14 protein-coding genes are annotated in these 24,030 nt (G+C 47.8%); 4 read left to right on the forward strand and 10 right to left on the reverse strand.

Annotated features, from left to right (window positions below; genetic code table 11):
* Positions 1 to 151: 151 nt before the first annotated feature.
* Both QUA34_RS10220 and QUA34_RS10225 read right to left on the reverse strand, forming a co-directional pair.
* Positions 152 to 3,025 (reverse strand): zinc-dependent metalloprotease, encoded by a 2,874-nt coding sequence (locus QUA34_RS10220; RefSeq protein WP_445242810.1) that lies wholly within the window; start codon positions 3,023 to 3,025, stop codon positions 152 to 154.
* Between the two features lie 109 nt (positions 3,026 to 3,134).
* Positions 3,135 to 6,659: a hypothetical protein gene (locus QUA34_RS10225; protein ID WP_333386226.1), complete on the reverse strand. Its 3,525-nt coding sequence runs from the start codon at positions 6,657 to 6,659 to the stop codon at positions 3,135 to 3,137.
* 623 nt (positions 6,660 to 7,282) lie between these two features.
* Here QUA34_RS10225 and QUA34_RS10230 point away from each other — a divergent pair.
* From QUA34_RS10230 to QUA34_RS10240, 3 genes are all read left to right on the forward strand, one after another.
* Positions 7,283 to 7,525 carry a hypothetical protein gene (locus tag QUA34_RS10230; protein ID WP_333082250.1) on the forward strand — a complete coding sequence of 81 codons (243 nt, stop codon included), beginning with the start codon at positions 7,283 to 7,285 and terminating at the stop codon, positions 7,523 to 7,525.
* A gap of 420 nt (positions 7,526 to 7,945) precedes the next feature.
* Entirely contained in the window at positions 7,946 to 11,071 is a 3,126-nt protein-coding gene (gene ppc, locus QUA34_RS10235; protein ID WP_333386229.1) for a phosphoenolpyruvate carboxylase, read from the forward strand.
* Between the two features lie 137 nt (positions 11,072 to 11,208).
* Positions 11,209 to 12,345 (forward strand): phosphodiester glycosidase family protein, encoded by a 1,137-nt coding sequence (locus QUA34_RS10240; protein ID WP_333386232.1) that lies wholly within the window; start codon positions 11,209 to 11,211, stop codon positions 12,343 to 12,345.
* Positions 12,346 to 12,489: 144 nt separating this feature from the next.
* Here the strand turns inward: QUA34_RS10240 and QUA34_RS10245 are convergent, their stop codons facing one another.
* Positions 12,490 to 13,047, reverse strand: coding sequence for an HPP family protein (locus QUA34_RS10245; protein WP_445242811.1), 558 nt, complete (start codon positions 13,045 to 13,047; stop codon positions 12,490 to 12,492).
* 396 nt (positions 13,048 to 13,443) lie between these two features.
* On the opposite strand from QUA34_RS10245, the gene QUA34_RS10250 reads away from it, so the two are divergent.
* A complete protein-coding gene (locus tag QUA34_RS10250) occupies positions 13,444 to 13,605 on the forward strand; it encodes a hypothetical protein (protein WP_333326734.1) in 162 nt (53 codons plus the stop codon).
* Here the strand turns inward: QUA34_RS10250 and QUA34_RS10255 are convergent.
* From QUA34_RS10255 to QUA34_RS10285, 7 genes are all read right to left on the reverse strand, one after another.
* Positions 13,577 to 14,143: a diheme cytochrome C gene (locus QUA34_RS10255; protein ID WP_333326732.1), complete on the reverse strand. Its 567-nt coding sequence runs from the start codon at positions 14,141 to 14,143 to the stop codon at positions 13,577 to 13,579. The two genes, QUA34_RS10250 and QUA34_RS10255, sit on opposite strands and share 29 nt — an antisense overlap.
* A gap of 20 nt (positions 14,144 to 14,163) precedes the next feature.
* Positions 14,164 to 15,072 (reverse strand): MBL fold metallo-hydrolase, encoded by a 909-nt coding sequence (locus QUA34_RS10260; RefSeq protein WP_333082256.1) that lies wholly within the window; start codon positions 15,070 to 15,072, stop codon positions 14,164 to 14,166.
* 514 nt (positions 15,073 to 15,586) lie between these two features.
* The gene (locus QUA34_RS10265; RefSeq protein WP_006634582.1) at positions 15,587 to 16,099 is read right to left on the reverse strand and encodes an inorganic diphosphatase; all 513 of its coding nucleotides are present in this window, start codon (positions 16,097 to 16,099) and stop codon (positions 15,587 to 15,589) included.
* Positions 16,100 to 16,344: 245 nt separating this feature from the next.
* Entirely contained in the window at positions 16,345 to 17,850 is a 1,506-nt protein-coding gene (locus QUA34_RS10270; protein WP_333386239.1) for a serine/threonine-protein kinase, read from the reverse strand.
* Positions 17,851 to 17,992: 142 nt separating this feature from the next.
* Positions 17,993 to 19,300 (reverse strand): serine/threonine-protein kinase, encoded by a 1,308-nt coding sequence (locus QUA34_RS10275; RefSeq protein ID WP_333386242.1) that lies wholly within the window; start codon positions 19,298 to 19,300, stop codon positions 17,993 to 17,995.
* 160 nt (positions 19,301 to 19,460) lie between these two features.
* Positions 19,461 to 20,009 (reverse strand): inorganic pyrophosphatase, encoded by a 549-nt coding sequence (locus tag QUA34_RS10280; RefSeq protein ID WP_333295147.1) that lies wholly within the window; start codon positions 20,007 to 20,009, stop codon positions 19,461 to 19,463.
* A gap of 453 nt (positions 20,010 to 20,462) precedes the next feature.
* A complete protein-coding gene (locus tag QUA34_RS10285; RefSeq protein ID WP_333386245.1) occupies positions 20,463 to 23,645 on the reverse strand; it encodes a GAF domain-containing protein in 3,183 nt (1,060 codons plus the stop codon).
* Positions 23,646 to 24,030 lie beyond the last annotated feature (385 nt).

A 24,030-nucleotide genomic window follows, 5' to 3' on the forward strand; every position in this document is an offset into this window, starting at 1 on the left:
AATAATCATCTAATTAATAAATCAGAAATTATGCACTCCCACCACAGAAACCGGGTTTTTTATCACAAGAAGGGGTTCTCCGGCCCACCCCACAACACATAAAGTTTTTTGTGGGGTAGGCGGAAGAACCCGCCATGAAAGCTTTATTGACTTAATTCGACTGAATTTGCGAATTCAAAACCTTAGAAATTCGATCGCGCGTTTCCTCCAAATGAGCCCGCGTATAAGCATCAGCATTCCGATCCAAATTCCGAATACTCTTGCTCAAACCCTCCCGCAACTGCCGCAACTCGTACCAAGCCAAACTCCGCGCATCCTCTGGAACACTGGTTTTTCGCAGCACCATTCCGATCAAAATTGCTAAATGTTCCCGCTGCAAAGAACGCCGAAAAGTGGAAATTTGTATCTTCTTTTCCGACTGCAAAACCTCTTGCCAGATATCCTTTTGCACAGTATCCAACACTTCCGGCAACCTCAAAGCAGTTTCCGGTGATGATTTCAACTCCGCATCCCGCAGTCTCGCCAAACGCATCGGAGATAGCAAAACCCGCAACACAAACCGCTGCAAAAAAGTAATTCGATCGCCGATCGGGTAATCTAGAGGAAACACTAAAGCCGGACTTCCCCAGTGTTCCCAGCGGGAAGGCGCCAATTTATTCAGCAATTCCGGCGCAAAACTAAACGCATCCGGGGCAAAAACGTACTTTTCTAATGTTGCTAATGCTTCTCGCTGCTGAGAAAGCTCGATCGGCACAAACGGCAACTTCGCATTAGCATCTCCAGGGCGAAGCCGGTTAAACGACTGCCCGCCGACGTACAAAGTAGCATTCATCACCTGCTGAACATAATACCCGAACACCGAATCAAACATCACCCGCAGTTCGTTATAACCGTCTTCCCCAGCCGGAATTCGCTTTTCTAAACGCTTCCACATCGCCCTAGCATTATCCAATTGCCATTGCGAATACCTCAGCATATTAGCGCTGAGATCGAAAGTATTTGCAGCGGGATCGAGAGTATCAAAAGAATCTTCATCCGGCGCGTAAGCTAATTGCTGTTCCGCAGCGCGGCTGGCAATTTGTTGCAGCGCTGGTAAGTCGCTGTTCGGGTTTGGGCCGCCAATCACCTTGTAACCGTACTCGATCGCCCAATCGTCGTAAGGCCCTACAATCGTTGGAAAATAGTCGCCCTGCACAGTTCCCTGCGGTGCCAAATTAATCGGCACATAATCCATCACCGACGCAATCATACCTTGCGTGCGAGTTACCTGAGTATTGTTCAAATCCTCCGGTTGCAGCATCGTACTCCCGTGAAAATTGTGCCTCAAACCAAGAGTGTGACCTACTTCGTGGGCCGTCAAAAATCGGATATATTCATTAACATAATTGTCAATCGTCCCACTGCTAGGCGCTGCATTTTGCAACAGATCCATCGACATTGCCCCGATCGCAAACTGCCGGCTAGATTCCAACCCAAAACACATATCCGAACTCGACATCAACCGCGATAAAGAGGAGCGCTTTTGCTCTTGGTATCTTTCTACCAAAGTCGGCAAATCCTCAGCAATTCCACCTCGATCATTTTCCCCGCTGCTTTTTCCTAAATCCCCATTTTCTAGCACATTTAAATAGCGAGAATACATCCCAAACTGACAGGGATTGGTATTAGAACCGTTTCGGCCTTGAAAACTCTTAGATAGCGATTTATTTTGTTCCACCAAAGCCCGATAACCCTGTTTGATTTCCCGGACAACATTAGCATCCAACAGAATGTCAGCATCCAAAATTTCCCCCGTCAGCGGGTTAGTGCGAGACGGCCCGATGCCGGCAAACTGAGGCTCAAAAGAACTCGACCAGCGGATAGTATTGTAGCGAACGTCAGCCGGGTCCCATTTAGCATTGTCCGGCATTTGTTTGACCTGAATTGCCTCAGTAAAACCTGCCTTTTCAAAAGCTTTGTTCCACTCCAAAACCCCCTCGCGAATTGCGTTTCGGTATTCGGGAGGCACATTATTTTCAATCCAAAAGACGATCGGCTGTACCGGAGGCGACATCGGCGCCGTCGGGATTTGCTTTTGCAAATGCCAGCGATTGATATAGCGCACAAAAGGCTCCCGGCTGCTCTTGTCAGAAAAGTCCTTATATGCTGTGAGAAAATAGCCTACTCGCTCGTCCGCAAGTCGGGGCCGATAGCCGTTATTTAGCGGGACTTCCGAGAAGCTGTAGTGAATGCGGAGGTTAAAAGCCCGACTGTCAGGAACCGAAGGTAAATAGTTAACTTCACTGTCATTATCGCTAGAAAAACCATAGACAGAAGCAATCTCCACATTCAGCGGAAACGCTTTAACATCTTTAAAAGAAGACTTGTCTGCATCGATCGAGTAAGAAGAACCCAAAAGCATCGGCAAAATCGCTTTTACCCCTGGTAAATCGCGTTTTTCGCTCATCAGCAAATCGCCTAAATCGATCAGCAGAGTTTGTTTTTGCGGATGAATGCTTTTGAGAGGCAAAGAATAGAGAATCGAGTCGCTAAATCCCCGTGCTACCGAACCTGCTTGCGGGTCGCCCGGACTTGTGCGAAAATTTATATTTGGGATCACAAACTGCACGTTATTTTGGACGCGCCGCAGTTGAAACAAGAAATCGCCGATCGGCATTCCGCTCAAAATGCCCGACTCCCCCAAACCCGAAGCCAATGTCACAAAGCACAGGAACTTTTTGTTTAGTTGTTGCGGTTTAATTTCCAGATATACTTTATCAGTTGCTTGATTGCGGTAAAGAGTAAATAATCCCTCTAACTTTTGCGCGTCTTTGACAACCTCTTCAAAGGGGGCCAGAGTTGGCTGTTCGCTACTTTGTTCGTTGCTGGGCGGCCCAGATGATAAAGCTAAAGGTAAAAAGAAACCTTTATACAAACTGAAACAGAAAAATGCTAAAGATAATATAAAAAATATCAAAGGCCAATTTTTTCTTGGACTTTTGATCTGTTGATTTTTGCTATTTTCTGGAAATATCAATCTTTTCATTTTCACTACTATTTAGCCGCCGGAAAGAATAGTTTTGAGATAGTCGCGCAGCACTCGACACGCTGGGTTCATTTAACTTCTAAAATAACTCACAACTCTAAAGTCAAAACTACTGTTTCGCCGGCCAGGGAATCATGGGATCTTGAGCCAACCGTTTAGAAACTGCAACAGCACCGTAACGGTTGAGGTGGCTGGGGTCGGAAAAAGATTCCCGCGCCTGGGGCCACAATAAACTCTTATCTAGAAAAATTAGTCCGCTTTGAGCTGCTAATTCTTGCATATATTGCCGGAATTCTTGTTCGTAACCTGTCCGCACAGGGTCTAAATAATCTTCAGTCAGAGGCATATTCACAAACACGAGATTGATGTTGCGAACTTTGGTAAATTCGATCAGATTTTTGAGTGCTAGAGCTTGTTCGCCTACCAATTTAAAATTTTGATAGTCGGAGTCGTAATAACCAGATACTTTCGGGTGCTTCTGAAAGTAAGTTTCGGGATTGAAGCGTATATCGATCGGCAAAAAGCCATTTGGTTGATACTCGCTGACTGGTTTACTCACAGCAGTTGGCTGGGCATTATTTTCCCTTGTTTGTTCACCTAGGGCTGCGGTTTGGGGGCTGTCGGTTGCAACAGGGGCTGAGGGATTAACGATCGATCGCAAAAACCCTTTAAGTCGATCGCGCTTTTTGTAAGTTGCAGAACCCTCAACCAACTTTTGACTCACCAATTGCTGAACATTAGCTTGAGCTTCTCCCAAATTGTTCACCAATTCAGTCGCAGTCGCCACCGGATTGTTGGCGCTTTCCTTCGATGTTTCGGATTCTAATTGATTGGTGCGGATCAGAAAACTACCCCGGCTCAATTGCCTGTAACCTTCCGAAGAAGCGATCGCACTAAAAGTCAAATCCGGTCGCCCGCTGTTGAGAGCCCTCGCCCCGTCAGCCAACACCAGCAATTTCGGCAGTTGTTGCGGCGGCAAAATCCGGCGGATGAGCGAATCTACAACTTGGAGAGTAGCTCCATTAACCCCAAAATTGTAAGCCCTCAGCCCCGGATAGCCCGAAGCTGCCAAAGCGGTTTCCAAAACCGCCGGGTCGATACCGCGCAGCGCCCTCGAACTACCGACAATTAAAATATCCGGCGGTTTTTTGTGCAGGTGGATATACTCTTGATAGCGCGCTATTTGGTCGTCAAGCTGCTCGCTCCTCAAAGTGGGGAACACCGGAGGAGCAGAAACATCAGCTACAGGAACGCTAGTATTGCCCGGTTTCGTAAACCCAGAGCCATTAAAAGCTTCTTCCCGGTTGGCTTCTGGCGACGGCTGCAACGGAGTTTGAGGCAAATTCACCTCCTCAGCAGCGGGAACTGGTTTCGGGGTTGCCTTCGGAAGTTGGGCTGTAACGTCTTCCACAGCCTTGGGGGATGAATTTTGACAATTTGGGCCGCTGCAAACTTCGGAAGCGCTAGGAGCTTGACTGACCGTCGCAGATTGCAGAAATTGACCGAGGAGCCAATCGGTATTGAAAGCCAGCAGACAGCCGGCGATCGCCCAAATCAAAGCCATTCGCGCCGCGCGATCGGCTCTCACGCCACCGGGCGCAGCAGCATTCGTTGACAAACCATCGTTGGGAACAAACAAACCCGAAGCGACAAGCGGTTGCACCGCAGCTTGAACTAATTGCTCGCCCAGATTGTATCCGGGGAGTCTGATTTTGAAGCGGGGCCGCCACGAGTTGGGCGTGGGAGCATCGAACACCAAATTGTCGCCCAAACCCGAAAAACTCCCATCCTCCGCCGGCGCAAACTCCGGCACCGGTTCCTTTTCCAACACAGCCACTTGCGAGGGAACCGGTGCAGGTGCCGCTGATTCCTCGTCAACAACCGTTCTGAGGTCGATTGCGTAGCGCCACAGGGGCAGTTTCTGGCCGGCGCGGCGTCCGTAGACTCGCACCCCTGCCACTCCCGGAATTTGTAAGTGCCGCAAAAATTTGACCACCGGCGGGCCGACCTTCGACTGAGAAGGGCAAGTCAGAGCTTCAGTCATGACGTGGAGCACGTTGGCTTTTTGCAGCACGACAGCCCGAATCCCTCCTGTTTCCAGCTTGCGTCTGAGATTGGGGTTGAGCAACCTGTTCAATAAAAAAGTCAAAGCCAATTGGTCGCCCTCGACTGCCAGCGTTCTAGCGTTTGCAGCCAAGTCGGGGTGGTGGGCGGCAGGCAAGTCCACCCAGTCTATCCACACGGGGGACTCCGGCGCGGCCTGAGAGTCCTGGGCTGGTTCTACGCCGTAGATAGTAGCTGCGCGGATGCCTTGGGGCGCAAAGGAGGCTAACAAAGGGGCGATCGCGTCGGTGGTTTGCTGCTTGTCGGGGTATTCTTGCCGTTTAGGCTTTTGTCCTTTTTTGGTAGTTTTGCTGCAAAACAGGTGGAGGGTTGCTTCTTTGAGGGTTGCCCGCACTTCGACTCTTGATGCAGCCAAGTGTTGATTTAGCAGTTTGGCGATCGACTGTACGTCTCCCCACCTGGCCCATTCCTTGAGAATTTTGTCCGGCGAAGTCAAATCCACTCGCAGCAGCCAGTCCGGCTTCGCTTCGCCGCTGACTTGGCTGGCTATCACTGCTTCCCGGAAATCCTCTAGTTGCAGTTTCCGCAGCCGGCCGGCGATGGGTTCGGCCAGCAATGAGGGGTCGGGGCTGTAGGCTGACTCGCACAGCACCAGCAGTCGGCGTTCTTTGGGCTGGATATTTTCCGGCCCATTCACCGGCAGGGTTTCTCGGCTGGTTTTGAGTTCTTTTTCGCGAATGCTGACTTTCACCGAAACTCCCATCGGGCCGAGGATTTCGCTGAGATAGCTGGCGATCGCATCTGGATAGCCCCGGCGCGCCAACGTTTCCGGCGAAACCGTTAATGTTCCATCAGGATCGCCCTCGCCTGAGTCAGCTTGGGGGGATTGAATCAAAGCCACCGCGCCACGGTTCGTTTTCTGCTGCGGGGGAACGGCGGAACCGACAACTTCCCTCGTCGCAGCAGCGGAAGTGTCGATCGTCACGGGGGAAGTTTCAAAAGCTTCTGGGTATTGAATGCGGGAGGCGATGGGCAGACTTTCGGCGTCAAAATCTAGTTCTTCCCGTACTTGCGGCGGGTGGGCTGCTGTTTCTACCGGTTTTGGTGTCTGTTTGAGTTTCTGGTTGTCATTCTTAAATTTGCCGAAAAATCCGCCTCTTTTAGGGCTTGCTGGCGATTCGTCGGGGGAACTCGCTGGCGGCGGCACTTCGGCAACTTTTGGTTCCGGTTGCTGTGGCTGTTGCTGTTGCTGTCGCTTGGGACTGCTGCAATCGAGCCGGACTGTCCAGTCATTTTGTCGGGAACCGATTTTGCGGCCGCACAGAAACAACTGGTAAATTTTAGGTCGATCGGGCAGCAGTTGCGTTAAATCAGTGTGTTCGAGGGCGTTGGTAAATCTCGCCGTCACCAATTCTTGAGACGGGCACTGCGCTGCTTCGCACAAAATGTGCAGGTGATTTCCCCGCAAACGCGCTTGTACTTGAACTTCGGGAAGCCCTAAAGCTTCCCCGGCCCACTGCGACGCGCTCGATCGATTGTCTGCCAATATGCTCCCGTTCGCATTCAACATGAAACTCTAAATTTTGCCAAAGCTGGTTTTGTTTTCTAGAAATAGCACAGTTACAGATTTTACAGACAATTATTTGATTTGCCGAGCCTAACCGTTTTGTCTGGTTTAAGCCATGCTGGACTTAGTGTCTTGCCTTGTATTCCCTCGGCTTCGAGCCGTTGGGGAATATTTTTTTGATAATACCTCGACATTTTGGCACAGATAGGTCCAAATTAAGCCAATCAACAAGTTATTCGTCATTAGTCATATCGTTTCCGTTTGCATCCGAATAATAATTAGACCTCTCTCATAATTCTTGTGGAACAGGCATCCTGCCTGTTCAAGACTGGCTTTTCTGGAAATGTCTATTATTTTCCGACTGTAGTGCTGTGGTTTCGTCATGCTCCGCGGAGAGAGTCGCACGATCGACGATCGCATTCGGGGAGTATCCCGATTTTATACAAAGCGTTTTTTCCGAGTGCGAGCTTAATATCTCGCGAGAAGATATTTATAGACTTGGCTACGCGGGGACGATCGCTTGCAGGATATCTTTCGTCGGATGTCACCGGATTTGATCTCAGAAGTTATTAGTCAGAAAGCAGCGGTCAAGATCATTATTTGGCTTGTAAACTGAGGATTATGGATTGACACAGGAGGAATTTATGCCGTCGGAAAACCAAGACTTGCTCAAAAATCAAACACCTGAGAGTCCAAAGTTGCCAGTTCCCTCAGATATTTTGTTGAGCTTGGTCGCTTTACCCATGCTGGGCGGGTTGGTGGCGGCTAAAGCTGCTGCTGAGTTTGTTGCGTCGATCGGCGTTGAAAGCGAAGAAGTCTTTCGGGGTTCGCGCCTTCCCGTACTCAACTTTCCTCAATCACAGGATTAGAAAGCCCAAGGAAGGATGCTGCAGCTAGAAGTTAATTTTTTTGACCCCGCCCAAAAACGGATACCAGTCCCCGAGTTTTGTCGGGGAGAGAGAAAAATTTTCGACCCGATTTCAACTTCCCAGATTCATCTTGGGAGTAAATCTCAAATTGTTCGACTTAGCGCGACTCAACTGACCGCTCGCCGAACGTCTCAGGCCGAGCGTCTAAAATCTAAAATCGCAAGTCAACTGATATAAAAGCTTGACAATAGGTACAATCTGTGGTTTAAAAATTAATCTTTCCTTATACTTTGTACATAAGTGCCTTCTACTTTCTACGTTGCAATAAGTTGTCTCAAATTTGACTGCAAACAAAAGTGTTTTAGGCGAAACTAAACCATACAATTTTCTTGACACCCGCAGCTATTGAGGAACAGCCCGATGAGTTCAGTCCTCCAGTCTTCAGAACAGGCTATTGATACAACATCTATTTCCCATTCTCCCGCTTACTCAAAATCAGACCTGTTTCTGCGAAATCGCCTCAAAGTTGTAGAGGACTTGTGGGAATCGGTGCTGCGACAGGAGTGCGGGCAGGAATTGGTGGATTTGCTCCAACAAATGCGATCGGTCAATTCCGCCGAGGGACAGGCCACTCACTTTCGCGAGTCGAATGTCGTACAGCTAATCGAAAAGCTCGACCTCAACGCCGCCATCCGCGCCGCTAGGGCTTTTGCACTGTATTTTCAGTTGATCAACATTGTCGAACAGCACTACGAACAGCGAGACCAACAGCTAGCTTACGTTAGCAGCAACGATGCTGGTGGGCGGATGTTTTCTAAGCTGCCCGGACAAGCAACTGATGCCCCCGATCGCCCGCGCCACCGGGAAGGCCCAGTCCCAGCCCAAATGGCTTTGAGCAAGGCAGACAGCAACGAGATGATCACTCGTGATGCCGGCACTTTTCACCAACTGTTCCCGATGCTGCTGCGCTTGAACGTGCCCAGCCAGCAAATTCAGCGCTTGATCGATCAGTTAGACATCCGCTTGGTATTCACTGCTCACCCGACGGAAATTGTTCGCCACACGATCCGCACCAAACAGCGACGAATGGCGAAGATTCTCCAACAGCTAGACCAAGTTGACGAAAAATTTCAGGTACTGGGGGCCGACTCTCAAAGCCCCTACCCGGTGTCTTGCTGGGAAGCAGCCGCTCTCCAAGAGCAACTGATGGAAGAAATTCGCCTATGGTGGCGCACTGACGAACTGCACCAGTTCAAGCCAACTGTGCTTGACGAGGTGGAGTACACTCTGCACTACTTTGATGAAGTGTTGTTTGATGCAATTCCAGAACTCTACCACCGACTCAAGCAAGCGCTGCACGCTTCTTATCCTTACCTGAAACCGCCGAGTTACAATTTTTGCAAATTCGGCTCTTGGGTAGGTTCCGACAGAGACGGCAATCCTTCTGTGACTCCGAAAGTTACTTGGCAAACCGCTTGCTATCAGCGCCATTTGGTGCTGTGTAAGTACATCAACGCCGTGAAGCGGCTGAACGAACTTTTGAGTTTGTCGCTGCACTGGAGCGACGTGCTGCCCGAATTGCTCGAATCTCTCGATCGCGACAAATCGGAATTCCCGGAGGTTTACGAGCAATGGGCAATCCGCTACCGCCAAGAACCTTATCGGTTGAAGCTGGCCTACGTGCAGCAGCGACTGGAAAATACGCGCGATCGTAATTGGCGGCTCTACAAAGGAGACGAGTTGCAGCGGGAACGCGAAGCTTTGTCAGAACATCCCGGAATGTCGGGGCTTTATAGATCTGGTACTGAGTTTTTGACCGAGTTGCAGCTCATCGAGCGCAATTTAGTGGAAACAGGTTTGAGCTGTCGGGACTTGGAAAATCTGCTGTGCCAAGTAGAAATTTACGGATTTAATTTGGCTTACCTAGATATCCGCCAAGAGTCAACCGTACACTCCGACGCTTTGAGCGAAATTGCTGAATACTTGCAAATTTTGCCTAAGCCTTACAATCAAATGTCGGAATGCGATCGAATTATTTGGCTGGCAACGGAACTGCAAACTCGCCGCCCTTTAATTCCAGCAGAATTGCCCTTTTCTCCCAAAACTTGCGAGACCATCAATACCTTCCGAATATTGCGGCAAATGCAGCAGGAGTTTGGTCCTGAAATTTGCGAAACTTACGTCATTAGCATGAGCCACGATGTCAGCGATTTACTGGCGGTTTTGTTGTTAGCAAAAGAAGCCGGAATTTACGATCCGGCGACAGGAATTAGCAGCATTCAAGTAGTTCCCCTGTTTGAAACTGTGGAAGATTTGAAAAAAGCGCCGGAAGTTATGCAGCAAATATTTGATTTGCCACTTTATCGAGCTTTGCTAGCAGGAGGATACGCGCAGGAACTAGCGGTAAAAAACGCAGAAAATCTCAAATGCCCAATCGAAATTCTTAAATTGCAAGAGGTGATGCTGGGATATTCCGACAGCAATAAAGATTCGGGTTTCCTCAGCAGCAATTGGGAAATCCACAAAGCTCAAAAGGCTTTGCAAATGGTTGCGGAAAAATACAATGTAGAGTTGCGAATTTTTCACGGCCGAGGCGGTTCTGTAGGGCGAGGCGGCGGGCCTGCTTACAAGGCAATTTTGGCTCAGCCTGGAAAGAGTATTAGCGGGCGAATTAAGATTACCGAACAAGGCGAGGTTTTGGCTTCTAAATATTCTTTGCCGGAGTTGGCGCTTTACAATTTGGAAACTGTGGCGGCGGCGGTAATTCAAGCTAGTTTGCTGCACACTGGTTTTGATGGCATCGACCCTTGGAATGAGATTATGGAGGAGTTGTCGGCGAAATCGCGATCGCACTACCGCAATTTAATCTACGAACAGCCGGATTTAGTTGATTTCTTCCACCAAGTTACCCCGATTCAAGAAATCAGCCAGTTGCAAATTAGTTCTCGTCCGGCCCGGCGGGGTGGCAAAAAAGACATCAGCGGTTTGCGAGCAATTCCGTGGGTGTTTAGCTGGACTCAAAGCCGCTTTTTGCTGCCTTCTTGGTACGGTGTCGGCACAGCTTTGCAAGAGTTTTTGCTGGAGGAACCGGAAGAACACATGAAACTTTTGCAGTATTTCTACTTAAAATGGCCATTTTTTAGAATGGTAATTTCTAAGGTGGAAATGACTTTATCTAAGGTGGATTTGCAGATTGCAGAACACTACGTGCAGGAGTTAGGTTTGCCTGCTGATAAGGAGCGTTTTAAGGCTTTATTTGATCAAATTGCTGCCGAATTTCACTTGATTCGCGATTTGGTTTTAACGATTACCGGACACCAACGTTTGTTGGACGAAGATCCATCCCTGCAGCGATCGGTGCAGTTGCGAAATGCGACGATTGTGCCTTTGGGTTTGTTGCAGGTTTCGTTGCTGAAACGCTTGCGGCAGCATGGTAGTGGCGGGGTTCCGGGGGTGATTCACTCGCGTTACAGCAAGGGTGAATTGTTGCGGGGAGCTTTGCTGACGATTAATGGAATTGCTGCGGGGATGCGGAATACCGGCTAGGCAAATAGTTGTGAGTTTTGAATTAGTAGCAAGGTGCGTAAGCGCGCACCTTGCTACTGGTAGTTTCAGAATTCAGGCGATCGCCCATTGTAGTCACAGCCATAGGAAACTGTTCGCTATCCTAGCTGAGATTTTTTATGTCTAAACCCAAACAGTCTGAAGGTTGTCGCCCGATGCTGCGGCGCACTTTTTTATTTTTAACGGGCATCGCTTTGGCGCGGGTTGCGGCTGACTATTTTGCGATCGCCCAAAACCGAGATAGTTTCTTGACTCTCGTGGGTCAACTGTGGCAAAAGTCACTCGCTTTTCTATCAAGTATACAATCAAATCAAACTCCTCAACATCTCCCTAACAATCCCATTGTAAAATCGGCAAAAACCCATCAACCTCTGCCGAGTAATCCTATTGTAAAATCGCCCGAAAATTCTCCGCCTACGCAACCGTCTCAACCTCAAATTATCAAACGTTCTGCTAAGCAAGCAAAACCTGTACAAGTCAGCAGCCAAAATATAGCTGGCGCAAGTTTTTATCTCACAACTATTGACCTCGCAGACCCAGAAATTTATATCACAATTGGGTTAGCTAATAATGCAGATTTTGCAAATACTTCTAAAGTAACGCGGGGCGACGAACCTTTTGAAAATATGGTGTCGCGTTACCGGGCTGCTGTTGTTGCTAACGGGACTTTTTTTGGTAAAGATGAGCAGAAATCTGTGCTGGGAAATATGGTGGCGGCCGGTAAGTATCTGAAATATAGTCGATGGGAAAATTACGGCACGACTTTGGGAATTAAAGCGGGAAATCAATTGGAAATGGTGACGGCTAGAACTGAAGGTAAGCCGGATTGGAGTCAACATTGGTTTTCTCTGACTTGCGGGCCGAGATTGGTTAAAGCGGGGAAAGTTTGGCTGTCTCCTTTGTCGGAAGGTTTTAAAGATGCTGGTGTTTTGGGCGTGGGTTCGAGAACGGCGATCGGCTTTCCGGCTTCGAGAGATAAGTTATTTTTGGTGACTTTTCTTGACAGTTTGTCTTTGGAAGCAGAAGCTAAAGTTATGCAGGCGATCGGCTGTTTTGAAGCGATGAATTTGGACGGGGGCGCTTCGGTGGGTTTGGCTCATCAAGGGCAGATTTTATTGCCACCGGGACGGAATTTGACGAATGTGCTGGTGGTTTACGATAAAGAATATCCGGCGCCGGCTCAGTTAAAGCAGTCTTGGGAACGCTTTCACAATGGATCTCGAACTTCCCCCAATTCGTCCGTTTTTTTTGATTGATCTAGCCGAAGGAAGTTCGGCAACGAAGCACGCGATCGGGATGTAACGGATGGAAGAAAGAAGCCCGATGGAAGTCGGAATCGAGGGAGCATCCAGATTTTGGGTAGTGCTCCCAAGGGAAGGATGAGAGAATTAGAGACAATGCTATAACCAGTGGTTGGGATAGGTCCTTTCTGCCGCTAAATTATTAAAGATGACGGCGCACAAGACCAAGATTATTGATCCCTCAAAAGCAGGTGTTAGCAAAAATTTCCAGTCTGGTTGGGTCATCATGACCACTAAGGCAACTGCTCCCGAAGGGGGATGTAGAGTTCTGGTAATCTGCATAATTCCGATCGCACTAGAAACAGCCATTCCCATCGCCCAGGGAGAAGAACCGAGAAAATGCAGAATCATTAAACTGGTGAGAGCAGCTAAGAAATTGCCCCCAATGACATTCCGGGGTTGAGCCAAAGGGCTGTCAGGGACACCAAAGATCAGAACGCTTGTAGCGCCAAACGGAGCCATTAGTAAAGGAGAATTAGTTTTTACAGCAAGATAGGACGTTGCAGTGATTGCCAAAAAACTGCCAATCCAACTCCAAAAAATATGCCGAGGATGAGGTCTGTCTATTGGGCAGGCCAATGGACACGATTGCCATCTCCCAAGGGTTTTAAACCAATAACTTTCCCATTTCAGTTGAATTTTTTTAGGGTCAATCATAAATCAGGTTACTTGATAACCAGGCTTCTTAAATTGTCTGAACTAGCCTCTGCTAAAGTTAAGATATCATAACAATTGCTCAAAAAGTAGTTAAAGGCACAGATTTTTTACTTCTATGCCACCCAAGCCCCAGCGAACCACTCGGTTGGAACCCACATCTTGCACCATTCTCAGGAACAGGGAAGATGCCTGTTCCACAAAGAGTGAATTTTCTTGTGGAACAGGCCGAAAAGCCTGTTCATATAAAGCTTATTGAGAATGGTGCAACATCTCAGTTGGAACGGACTAGCAAGTTTGGTCGGTTTTGCAACAGACGTTATGGGCAGTCGCACAACTTCACCGTTAGCCGTCAGAGTTATTGAGGAGGGTAAAGCGAGAGGTTATTGGTAAGGTGCGATGCCCAGTAAGCATGAATTGAAAGATCGCACCCACACTTTGGATAAGTCTCTAGTGGAGAATGCGATCGCCGTTTTGTTGTTAGTGCGATCGTCTCGCTCGCACTCGGATATAATTACGAACTTAATCTTCGTTACGGAGAGTTTTCCCACTCGGCGGTAAGCTTGCGGAAATTGTATTGAGACGCGCCGGGGTGACAAGTAACGCAACTGCTGATATTTGCGGGTTGTGGCAGTTTTACTTTGGGGTGCAGTGCTTTGAAATAGCGAGAACTGGCGACTCGGTAGGCGAGTTCTTCGTCTTTTGCTTGGGGACGAGAAAAAGTTTGCAGGTAGTTCCAAACTAGGATGCGGGGCGGGTCTACTAGCAGTTTGATGGTTTGTCCGTAATGTTGGGGATCTTGCAGCAATCTGCGCCAAGTTTCTGTAGGTAATACTTGCGGCGGTAAAGCGATGTGACAGGTGGCGCAGTTTTCTAGGTACAGTTGCTGTCCGAGTTGGTAGCGTTCGGGGATGCGATCAACCGTACCAGTATCCTCGATCGAAGACACCTGAGCAAGTCGCGCGGGAGTGCCAGAATAGGCAGTCTGAGCTGCAACCCATCCGCCGCAGGTACAACAGATAATTATCAATACTAGCAACGTTGAGTAAAGCCCCCGCAAGCCTACTCTGCGACGTTTGCGGGGTTTTTCGTGTTTCATAATTCTGAATTTATTTTTGGTTAAATCACTGGTATGCTCATGCCTTCGCGGGCTAAGCAGCTATTGGCGAAAACTGCCTGCACCTCTGCTTCTGTACGATCGAGAAAATTGTCGTCGTGACCCGGATCATGGTGAAACATCACGATTTTTTTGACTCCAGCAGCTTTGGCTATTTCTACTCCTGCTTGCCAAGTCGAGTGTCCCCAGCCGACTTTTGGGGTTTTGAAGTCGTAATACTCTTCGTTGGTGTAGTTGGCGTCGTAAATCAGCACGTCGGCGTTGCGAGCTAGGTGTAACACGTTGTCGTCAAGGCGATCGGGAAAGTGTTCTGTATCGGTGCAGTAGACGGCTGTGTGTCCCTCCCAGGTGACTCGATATCCGATCGCGGTATTGGGATGGTTCAGCAGTGCCGTTTCGATTTTCACATCGTCGAGTTCGAGAATATCCCCAGGGGTCAAATCGTTGAATTTGAGGTCTGACTGCATCACCTGGATGGGGACGGGAAAATTGGGGTGCACCATTTGGTCGGCAAGACGGTGTTTGATTGTAGTGCCGTTGGGGGCGATCGCACCGTAAATGTGAAAGCAGTTTCCTGGGATAAAGGCGGGAGTAAAGAACGGAAACCCTTGAATGTGATCCCAGTGAGTGTGGCTGAAAAACATATGGGCTTCCACCGGCATTTGCCGCAGCAGATTGAGGCCCAGAACTCGCAGGCCCGTACCACCGTCAAAAATCAAACGTTTTTTGCCCAAGCGCATTTCTACACAGGAGGTGTTGCCTCCGTAGCGCAGTGTTTTGGTGCCGGGGGTGGCGATGCTGCCCCGCACGCCCCAAAACTGAACGACAAACTCGGTCAAAGGACTATTTTCCATAGTGGCTTTGTGATCGGAAGGCTGTGGATTGGGTAGAGAGGGTGCGGAATCTGGCATTTTTTTTAGCTTTGGGGGCTGGAACTTGGGAGTTGAAATCTTAGTTTTTAGTTTTTACTTTTTAGCAATCTGTACTATAATAAAGCCCTTGATCGGGAAACCATTCGAGTACCTAATACTTGGGCTGTTAGAATTCTCAACCTTACCGATTCGTGTAGGAGATGTCACGCTTGAGAGATTATTTTTTGCATAATGCGGGCTGCCCGTCGTGTTCTTTGTTCTGAGATTAAGATAGCGCCGAACCAGAGTTGTTCGGGTAAAACTTCCTCAAACGTAGAACGCATTCCCCAGGGGTATAATTTGCGCTTAATCTTACTCTAGGAGTAGTATTTTTTTCAAGATTGGGGCCGGGGCGGGGTTTTTAGGAATGCTGTTCCGGTGACTCAGCATTGACGACGGATTTGACCTTCTAGCTACCCGTTCCTCGACTACATCCCTAGACGTGCAGCAGCGCCTTAAGTTCGGCCCCCTGAGTTTTTAGTCGGGTTGCAGTCGAGGAGTGCGGGCTAGGGGCTTATTTGCGATCGGCTGCGATGCACTTTTCCACTAAGGGCATGACTTGATCGACATCTTGCCAACCCAGAATTTCCGTGACTTTTTTCTCCAAATTTTTGTAGGTTCTAAAAAATTCGGCTATTTCGTCCAAGCGGTGGGGGGCTACGTCTTTGAGGGACTTATAGTGAGCGTAGCGGGGGTCTTTGTCGGGAACGCACAAAAGTTTTTCGTCCCTGTCGCCTCCGTCGATCATTTCCAGCATTCCGATCGGACGGGCTGCGATTATGCACCCTGGAAATGTGGGCTCATCCATCATCACCATGCCGTCGAGGGGGTCGCCATCATCGGCTAAGGTATTGGGTATGAAGCCGTAGTCGCACGGATATTGGACTGAGGAAGAAAGCACCCGATCGAGAGCAAAGGCTTGTAAGTCTTTATCAAATTCGTACTTGTTTTTGCTACCGGCGGTAATTTCGATGAGGACGTTGAGCAGTCCTGGTTTCGGCTGTGCCGGAATTAGCGATAAGTCCACAACAATATCTCCAAGTTAACAGATGATTGGGATGAGTGCTACTTGCCAAATCCCTTTGATAGCATTTTACGGGCGATCGGGATCGATGCTGCATGAGATTGACCGAAAGCGGGGGAGTGTGTCGCCGGCTGGGATAATACACTGGACAAGCGAGATGCCTATCCCACACAAGAGAGAGCGGACGGGCGGGACGCCCATCCCACAGTTTGACAGGGGAATGCTTTGTTTGGGCGAGGGAGATATTTTCACATCGATCTCTTCTTTTGACCGTCTGTCAAAGTTCTTTGAATTTTCAATCTCAACCACTGGCTCAGTTCTGTTGCTAACCACTTGATTTCTGATTCACTTAGTCCCTCCTTCTCTCCTAACTGATATTTGTGGTTGCCTGCTTGAACTATCATCTGATAGACTTTCCCGAATCTCACTTCCGAGTGGCTCTCCTGCATAAGTAATGATGCCGCTTGATATAACTCTCTAGGGATTGAAAAAGCAAAAATCATAACTTTTATAACTTTTACACCAATACCGCTGTTTCTATATTCACGTTGTTGAATTTCCAACTGGCAAATCTCGTTCCTGGGAGATGGCTTGGCATGATTCCATCTCAACCCCAGTAGATGGCTGCTACAGGAGATTTGCTGGCGATCAATTCTGAGGCGCCTTTCCCTAAATAGTGCAAATATCAACTTTAGTCCTGCCATACATAACAAACTTCCTGATATTATTATAAAAAATTGGGAATTTATCTTTAACGCATCGCTCAACATATCCCTTGCTATAAATGAGACAGGACTCGCAGATACCACAGCCGAAAGCGTGGCAATTAAACCAAAACCGATGCCTGGTGGCGGAATTACAATTTCTATAAACTCCGAATTTTTTGTAAGTTTAATATCGCTGCCTTGTGGCTGCAGCACCACCATAGGACTTTTGTTTATAAGGTGGGGATTTTTAAGCCCTCGCCATGCTTCCCTAGCCGAAGATAACCGTTTGGACAAACTTGGTTCTGTCATCCACTCCAGCCAATCTATTAAATTAGGATTGACCTGCGGTACCCGATCGGCAAATTGAATTTTCAAATCCTGCTGCGACAGTTCGGTGGGATGCAAACCCGTTACCAAATAAATTAAAGTTGCACCTAAACCGTAGAGGTCAGAAGCCGGAACCGAGCGCCCGCCAAATTGTTCGGGTGCCATATACCCGTAAGTTCCCACTACTGTAATTGTGCCGCCAAATTTTGCAGCTTGGTTCTGCACCGAACCGAAATCAACTAAATAAACTTGTCCAACCGAGTTACCTGATCTGCTATGCAGTAAAATATTGCTAGGTTTAATATCGCGGTGAATAACAGGCGGATTTTGCTTGTGCAAATAATTCAAAATTGCTAACAGCGATTTAGCTAATTGTTTTACCTCGCTTTCGCTAAAAGTACGCCCCGATCGCAAATGCTCTTGCAAAGTTTTTCCCTCTACATAAGTCTGTACCAGGGCAAAGCTTTTACTGTTTAGTTCGTCAATTTCCAGGTAATCGAGGTAGCGCGGAATTGCTGGGTGAGAAAGTGCTTTTAAAGTTTCCGCTTCCCGTTCAAATAGCTTGAGGTCTTGCCATTCAAAATCGCTGCCGAGGAATAGTTGTTTGATAACAACTAATTCTTGAGTTTGTAAGTCACGAGCCAGCAGCGTTTGGCGACCAGTTTGTTTTCCTAGTTGTCGCTGCACTTCGTAGCGTTCTGCTAATATTTTGCTGGTCATATTTTTTTACATGAATTTGAGTGTGAGGGGAGCGTCGGGGTTCAGAAACCGGGTTGTTTAGCGAGTCTGGCGGTTGTAATGCGTCTTTTCGTAAAAACCCGGTTTATTTGCTCGGAGTGCGTCCAGAACTGTAAATTTTAGATTACAGTCCACTTTCTTTTTGATACCACCGGGCAATAGACTTGCTACTTGCCCCCATTGACAGTCCTGCAATTAGCGACGGTGCTAGCACGAAAATAATCTCAAAACTCAAATCGTTTAGCTTATTCCAACCCATTATCCGAAAGTAGACGATGCTTGTCGAGGTACAGAGTACGATACTAATTGCAGTTAAAACCTGTCGGTGAAGTTTGGGATTAGTTAGGGGAAAAAACCACAAGCGCGTCACAATTCCTACGATTATTCCGTTCCCAAACCCCAGCAGCAAGCCGAGAAAAAGACCGATAAATCCTCCGAAAATTGTCGCCACTACCGGAAAAATAAAGGTTCCGTAAATTGCTGCACAAGATCCTACGCCTAGAGTTCCCATCCAAGTGCTGCGCCCGATCGCATTCTTGAACAACCTAGAGGTATCTAGCGTTTTTCCCAGTCTCAATGTCTGGGAATATTTATTTATTTCCTGTGGTTTTTCTAGAACTTCTTTTGCTATTTGGACTGAGGCGGGACGGCATTCTAAACTCGGATGCGTCATCCACTTCAGCCAATTGGTAAAACCGGGACTGAGTTTGGTCAATTGCTCGAATTCAATCTGCAAATCTTGCTGTGGCAAATCGGCTGGATGCTGCTTGGTAATTAAGGCGATTAATGTTGCTCCCAAGCTGTACAAGTCGGAAGCGGGAACTGCTCTGCCGCCAAATTGTTCGGGCGGCATATAGCCATAAGTTCCGACAACGGTGACAGTTTTTCCCTGTTGCGTGGCTAGAGTTTGAACTGCACCGAAATCAACTAGGTAAACTTCGCCGACGCTGTTGCCCGATCGATTTTTGAGTAAAATATTGCTGGGTTTAATGTCGCGGTGAATCACTGGGGGCTGTCGCTGGTGCAGATAGGCGAGGATGTCTAATAATGCTGTTGCTAATTGTTTGACTTCGCTTTCGCTGAAGGTGCGGCCGTCTGAGAGATATTCTTGTAGGGATTTGGCTGCGATGTAAGTCTGAACTAGGGCGAATCCTTTGCGCTTGGGCGTGTCGATTTCAAAGGAGTCGAGATATCGGGGAATTGCGGGATGGGATAGGGATTTTAAGGTTTCGACTTCTCGCTCGAACAGTTTTAAGTCTTCCCAGTTAAAGTCGCTGCTGAATGACAGGAGTTTGACTACTACTTGCTTTTGGGTTTTTAAGTCGCGGGCGAGTAAGGTTTGCCTTCCTGCTTGCTTGCCGAGCCGCCGATCGCACTGATAGCGATCGGCTAATATTTCTTTTGACAAATCGCCGATGTTTTCTCCGCTCATGTTCTCTTGCCCTAGAACCGATTAAACCTAGTGTAGTTGACAAAAGCGCAATAATCGGAAATGTTTGGGCTAGGGCAAAAAAAATTTTATGTCAAATAGCAACCGCCTTTAAAAGCCAGCTTTCTGGGACAATCAAGACGCGCCTGAGTTAAGCTGGAATTTAATTTTGGATTTGCTTGTAAATTGACTGCACTACGTCGAGCAGACTCAAGACTTGCTGCCATTCGGGGGCATCGGGGTTGTAGCTTTTGGCGCGCTGAGTTTTCAAACTGTGGTGCAAGAGGGAAAGCAGCGCGTCTGGAGACTGTACGGAATTGTCATCTTCATCTGCTGGGGTTTGGGCTGCATTTTCTTCGATATCTTCTTTAATTTTTTGTGCTCGATCTGCCAGGGCTAAAGATCTGCCTGCCAGGTTTTCCGGCATTTTGGGCTGTTCCGACAAAGATGCGCTGGTTAGTTCTACCAATAGTTGGCAGACTCGATCGACCCATTCGTGATCGTTTACTGAAAAGGAACCTGATTTGAACACTTGCCCGTCAGGTCTTTGCTGAATGGTTTGTACCTTCTGGATCAGAGGGATAGCCTTAACTGTGATATTTTCCGGGATTCTGGGGATATCTGACAGGGAGCTCCGAGCAATCTCCAGCAATAGTTGGTAAACCTGATCTACCCACTCAACATCTCCCGATTGCGAATTCCAATTATCCATAACTGACGCTAGTGGTTTTCTATATCTAAGACTAGAACATTGACTATCTGCGAAGGCAGCTCTTTTTAGGAGCCGCTAACGCTATTAAGACTTACGCGGGCGGGGTGATTAACCCGGTTTTTGAGCGGATGTTTCGTCGCCTTTGTCCAAGATTTTTCTCAGAAACCGGGTAACGCTGCCGCCAGTCATAACTATTTATAAGCGCTTCAAATAATAGAAGTGCTAAGTTTGTTGCGGTAGGTAGTGCAAACGAAACACGTAGGGTGAAACCCCGCCATCTCGCTGGCAAGTTCAAATCCGGTTATATAACCATAATACCTGTTGGAGCTTATTTACAATTACCTCAATCGGATATTAAGGTTAATTGGTGGTGGGATGGGAGGCGCACCCCCGATCGCGATCGCCCCCACCCGGAACCCTGACGCCACCGCCAGCATTTGCTGTGGGCCACTGCTATTTTTCTGTGAGATTCCACACACCATCCCAGTTGAGTACGTCTGAAAACCGATGTTGAAATAACATACAGCGATCGACGTGCAATTTAGCTGCCTTGTTTTTCGGGTCAACTTCCAGAACGGCGTTAAATTCGCGTTCAGCGTCTTTAAAGGCTTGTTTGGCTTTTGGTTCTAAGGCTTTCTTAAACTCGCTCAGCAGTTTTTTCACTCGATCAAGTCCCAGGTTTTCAAATTCCTCATCTAACATTTCTCCAACTGTCTCGCAAGCCCGACTTTTAATTTTCGCCTGCAATAGCTGCCTTATCTCTGCCGGTTTCAACCGCTTGATTGGGGGATTTGATGGTTCTAAGATGTCTGCTTCCAACAGCTTTTTGACTTCACCTTCTTGCAAGTATTTAATATCGTCTGCTGATAGGGGCTTGATTTTTGCTTGCAGCAGCATTTTGGCTTCGTCTTCCGAGAGGTTTTTGATGCCTTCCAATTTCAGCAGTTGGATTTCAGGCTGCAACAGTACGATGAGTTTGTCTGCTTCCGACAGGTTTTTCGGGTCGTACTCTGACAGCTTTTTCAGTTGATATAACAGGTTCTTGAGTTCGTGTTCCAACTGTTGCTCTAGATTGTAGGACAGTTTCTTAATCTCTGCCTCTGGCATTTCGGCGACCTCATTTAAGATGTTTTTCACCTCACTTTCTGAGAGTCTTTGGCTGACTGGAGTTTTGTAATGTTCGCGCCCCTTGGTGTAATGTTCTATAGTTTGTTGCTGTGTTTCGGTTAGGGGCTTGCCCACTGGCGAGTATCCCTCGCGGATGCCGACGAGTTCGTAAACGATTACGGGTTCGCTTTTGCCTTTGACAGTAATAAAGTCGAGTTCTCGCACGTACAGCCGATCGGCATAATCTCTGTAAGTATTGTCGCTGATGATCAAGTCGGTGCCGTACTGCTTGCTAGCGCCTTCTAAGCGAGAGGCGAGGTTTACGCCGTCTCCTATAGAAGTCAATTCCATGCGTTTGCTACTACCGATGTTGCCGCTGACAACTTCATCGGAATGTACGCCCATACCGATGCCGATCGGCAATTCGCCATTTGCCATACGCTCTCGATTGAACTGGGCCAGTTTTTCCCGCATTTTCACCGCCGTTTGCATGGCGCACCAAGCATGATCCTCTAGGGGCGCTGGAGAGCCAAAAACTGCCATCAGAGCGTCACCGATGTATTTGTCGAGAGTCCCTCCGTACTCGAATACGACATCTACCATCACTTCAAAATATTTATTCAGCATCACTACCACTTCTTCGGCTTGCAATTTTTCCGTAAGTGTGGTATAGCTGCGAATATCTGAGAACAGCACCGAAACGTTTTTGCGCTTACCGCCCAATCCAGTATCGCCTGAAGCTAACAAAGCTTCGGCTACTTCTGGGGTCATGTAACGGTACATCAAGTTTTTGACTTGCTTAGCGCTGCTAATATCTTCCATTACTACTAACGCGCCGTTGACCTTGCTGGGGTCGGTAGCGTCGGTCATTGAATTAATCGAGAGATTGATACTCTGCGATTTTGCTTCACAGGAGAGCAAAACTTGATCCGGGTAATACTGCTGGCGGTCTTTATCGTCTTCTGGAGACAAAGACGCATCAAACCATTTGGCAAAATCGCCTTTTTCTAACTTAATTAACTCGCGCAAAGATTGACCTTCGGCTAATTCTGCCTCGCTGACACCCAGTAATTTTTGGGCACTGGGATTTGTCGCTACTATATTGCCTTTTTTATCTGTAGAAATCACGCCGTTAGTCAAGGCGTGCAGCATATCTTTTTGTCTTTGTTCTTGCTGTTTGACTTCTGCAAACAGTTTGGCGTTTTGCAGCGCCACTCCTGCTTGGATGTTAAACGCCTTCATAAATTCCATGTCGTTGCGATTGAAACTCGCTTTCCACTGTTCGGGGGCGTGAGGCCAATCTTCCGGGTTGTAGGGGGGGAATTCTCCTTGTCGTTTTTTATTAACTAATTGGGTGACGCCAATCAATTTTTTGTCCGAGTTAAAGACTGGCATACAAAGCATACTGCAAGTGCGGTAGCCCGACTTTTGATCGACTTCTTTGGAAGTGGCGGCGCGGGGGTCGTCGTACACGTCAAAGGGAATCAGCAGCGGTTCGCTAGATTGGGCGACGATGCCTGCAAAACCGGCGGTTCTGGGTATGCGAATTTCTTTCAAGTTGCCGCCCATCGGGATTTTCGTCCACAGTTCGTCTTTCTCTTCGTCGATCAGCCACAGGGTGCTGCGATCGGCATTCATGAGTTCTTGGGCCTGATCCATCACCCTTTTTAGGGTATCTTCTAAGTCTAAACTGCTCTGAGAAAGAGCGTTGACGGCATTCATCAGCGCCGTTGCTGCGCGTTGTCTCTGAGTTGCTGCGTAGAAAGATTTGGAAGATTCTAGAATTAGGCGAATCGAGGGAGCAAATTCTTTAAAAACTTGTTCGTCTTCTTTAGTAAATCCGTGCCTGTCTATTTGTTCGTCTAAAGTTGGGTATTTTTCGTGATTTGGTCTTAATTTATTAATCAGTTGAACAACTGCTACTAACTCTTTTGTGTCTTCATTAATCAGGGGCATTGCCAGCATTGTATAAGTGCGGTAGCCCGTTTTTTCGTCAAATTTTTTGGCGTTAGCCGATCGTTCGTCGTTGTAAAAATCGTAAGGGATATTAACCACTTTTTGGAACGTGGCTACTTCTCCGGCAATGCCTACATGGGCGGGAACTCTGATTTCTAGGTTTTTGCCATTTTCGTCTTTAGCAACGATCGCCCAGAGTTCATTTTTTTCGTCGTCTAATAAAAATATCGTGGTGCGATCGGCATTCAGCAATTCCCCTGTTTTGAGGGTAATCGACTGCAACATCTCGTTGAGTATGGCATCAAATCCCTCGCTCTCCAGGATATTGTCGAGCATTCCCAGCGTTTGATTGACAACCTTAAGTTTGTCTTCTACTTCCTTAACTACTACTGTGAAACTTTGCTTATTTAGAAGGTCGAGAATGCCAGAGAGGTTTCCTTGGCGCGGGATAATTGCACTGCTCCTAATTTCCGGGGGAGAATAATTTTCCTGATGATGATTTTCACCGCCGACAACAGCGACATCAATCACGTTGTCCAGAGAAGAGTAATTGGTGGAAGATGCAGATTTCATAGACCTTTACAGAAGCTTAAGTGTAAGGGTTAGTCTCTAAGCCAAGAGAGCGGGGAAGTTGATTAGTGAGTCACTTGTCGCACAAGACTCAAGTATGTGTGAAAGTATTTCCCAGTTTACAGAACTCCGGCCACAAGACAAGGGAAATTAAGTTGACCTTGTTGCTGAACGGAGGGTGGGAGAGTAAGGAGGCGGTGGGAGTGCTGCAATCTTTTTACAGAGCGCCAATCTTGTTTAAAGGGTTTATTAACTGATTTTGACATTGTGCGTGCCTGGTTTAAGTATGTTCTACCGAGCTTTGAGCCGATCGCCCGCAGGAACATGAATGCGTACTGGCGGGAGGACTGCTGAAAGAGGGGTGGCCTTGTGGGACTAGCCGCAATTG

Origin of the sequence: Microcoleus sp. POL10_C6 (assembly GCF_036701585.1) — a bacterium.
GTDB lineage: Bacteria > Cyanobacteriota > Cyanobacteriia > Cyanobacteriales > Microcoleaceae > Microcoleus.